Annotated in this window: 3 protein-coding genes; 2 read left to right on the top strand and 1 reads right to left on the bottom strand. The window is 28.5% G+C overall.

The annotated features are described in order from the left end of the window. Positions 1 to 134: 134 nt before the first annotated feature. Positions 135 to 356, bottom strand: a complete 222-nt coding sequence (locus B3040_RS09440; RefSeq protein ID WP_291572570.1) for a helix-turn-helix domain-containing protein — start codon at positions 354 to 356, stop codon at positions 135 to 137. A 136-nt stretch (positions 357 to 492) separates the two neighbouring features. Between B3040_RS09440 and B3040_RS09435 the strand changes: the two genes are divergently transcribed. After that, positions 493 to 1,404, top strand: coding sequence for a tyrosine-type recombinase/integrase (locus B3040_RS09435; RefSeq protein ID WP_291572568.1), 912 nt, complete (start codon positions 493 to 495; stop codon positions 1,402 to 1,404). A 14-nt stretch (positions 1,405 to 1,418) separates the two neighbouring features. Beyond that, positions 1,419 to 2,141, top strand: a complete 723-nt coding sequence (locus B3040_RS09430) for a hypothetical protein (RefSeq protein ID WP_291572566.1) — start codon at positions 1,419 to 1,421, stop codon at positions 2,139 to 2,141. Positions 2,142 to 2,511 lie beyond the last annotated feature (370 nt).

The raw sequence follows: 2,511 nt of genomic DNA, 5'->3' as shown, positions 1-2,511 counted from the left end.
CAGACTTATTTACACACTCGTGAGTTTTGGACGGCTACTTGTCATTATCTTTTTTTGTAGAGTAAAATTATTATTTAAAACTAAAATACTCTCTATAACAAAGGCATCATTATGCAAAAGATTCATAAGAACAATTACTTTCCTAAATCATCCTCTTTTACAAACTCAATAATATCACTTAATTCACAGTCAAGAGCGGTACATATCTTTTCTAGAAAGTCAAATTTTATACTTGAGGTTTCATTTTTGATAAGTTTATCAAGATTAGGATATGTAATTCCTGTTTCTTTAGATAGCCAATATTTTGTTTTTCCTTTTGATTCTAAAACTTCAGCAATTTTTATTATAGTTGCCAATTATATCACCTCTATAATATATATTATATACCAAATACAATACAGAAAGTATATAATTTACACTTTATATAATGTTGACATTATATAAAGTGAATGTTAATATTAAGAAAAATAAAACTATAGTCGAGGTGATTAAATGAGTTTTCAGAGGAAGTGTAGCATTAAGAGTATAGAATATCTACACATTGAAGAAGCAATAAGATTATTTGTAGAAAGTCAAAAAATGCTGCGTAGAAGTGAAAGAACTATAAAAACTTACAATGAGACTTTAAAGCGTTTTTGCAAATACTTTTATGAAGAGTATAATCGACCTGTAAGTTTAGAGGAAGTAAGCACTAATGAAGTTGAAGAGTATCTATATTACCTTATAAGTGTTAAAAAAAATTCATTAAGAACAAGAAATGATGCTCTTAAAATCATCAATTTATTTTATAGGTTTTGTACAATAAAAAAATACTGTGCTATAAATGTAGCAGAAACTATTGAATATGCTAATGCTCAAAAGAAAGAAAGATATTTTATGACTGAAAATGAGGTGCGCAGTATCTTTAATGGGGTAGAAAAGCCTATAATCAAGATTGCACTTCAAACATTGTATTACACTGGTATGAGGATTGGAGAATTGACGGAGTTAAAAGTTAGTGATGTGGATTTTCAAGGAAATGTAATGCATATAAGGCAAGGAAAAGGAGATAAACAAAGAACCATACCACTTCACAATGAATTGAAAAAACTATTAGAGGAATATATCAACTGTTGGAGGATAAATATAAAATCAGACTATATATTTTGTACGAAAACAGGGAGGATATCTCAAGTATATATATCAAGTGAATTAAAGAAAACATTAATGTTAGCAAAGATTGATAAGCCTATTACACCTCATTCATTTAGGCATACATTTGCATCATATTTGATAAGAAAAGGTGTAAATGTAGTACAAGTGCAAAAACTATTAGGTCATGAAAGTTTAGTGACAACTGGAATTTATACACATTGCAGAATAGAAGATTTAGACCAATCATTGAAAATGTTAGTTGCAATATAGGTGGTGGGGATGTTATGAGTAATGCAGTAGCACAAAATAATATATATGATGAAAAGATGTATCTTGCACAAAAGTTGTTAAATGAAGGAAAAACAAGGTTTGAAGTAGCAAGAGCAGTTGGCTACAAGGGTGTAGATGGTCTTGATAGATATGCAAAGGGTTTAGGATATACATGGAATGTAGCCATTAAAAATTATGAATTAAAAGAAGGGGGCAAAATAAGCAGTTCACAGGTTAACCCTCAAAGAATAAGAAAAATATTAGCAATGATTGAAAAAGGTATTGAATTAAATAAAGTAGCAAAGTTTTTTAGAATGAAAAATGCAGAAGAACTTGCTGAATACATGAAAAACAAGGGATATGTATGGCAAGTTGAAAAGGGTAACTATGTAAGAAAAAATAGTATATTTAATGACACAAATGAAAACTACTTGGATTATAAAAGTAATGATGATAAGAGAGAAAAGCAAGAAGATATAATAAGTTATCTTCAAGCAAATAGGGGAAAACTTATAGAACTTTTATCTTATAAATCTAACAAAGCAGTTCCAAGATACTTACTAAAGGGTATGCCAGTGACAAAAGGATTTTTTATTTCTGTTGATATGGACAGGCTAGTTAAAGAGTTTAGTAGAGAAAAAAATATATTGCAAAAAGATATTATACAAACTGCATTGATAGAGTTTTTTCAAAAATACGGATTTGAAAATGAAGTTAACGCTATACTTAAAAATTAATAGTTTAATTATCCTATCATAATGTAAGTTATGGTAGGATTTTTTATTAGAGTCATATGGAAACTTTAGTTTACTTTAGCCAAAATAAATTAAGTTCTGCTAAAGTTAGTAAAACTAAATTAATAATAAAGTTATTTCAGATGTTATGGAATTTTTATACAGTGGCTAGAGGGAGAATCATAGTACGTTTCATAAAATAGCAAAGTTGATAAAAACTTAATGATTACACTGTATATTATACTTATGATGCTAATGGCAAGCTTTTATCAATGAATTTGAGAACCCCTGATAGTTATAGTAATGATCTTTATGAGTTAGTAGGTAGTGAGACAGCTATCCAACTTTCAGGTTCAAACAGTGCAGCAGAGAA

The sequence above is a fragment of the Clostridium sp. UBA4548 genome (assembly GCF_002387895.1).
Taxonomy (GTDB): Bacteria; Bacillota; Clostridia; order Clostridiales; family Clostridiaceae; genus Clostridium_J.
The sequence above is the reverse complement of the archived record's forward strand: the minus strand, read 5'-3'. Positions and strand labels throughout refer to the sequence as shown.

Excerpts from the sequence above, each read along its gene's own strand:
- B3040_RS09435 (WP_291572568.1), top strand. The coding sequence starts at position 493 with ATGAGTTTTCAGAGGAAGTGTAGCATTAAGAGTATAGAATATCTACAC.
- B3040_RS09430 (WP_291572566.1), top strand. The coding sequence starts at position 1,419 with ATGAGTAATGCAGTAGCACAAAATAATATATATGATGAAAAGATGTAT.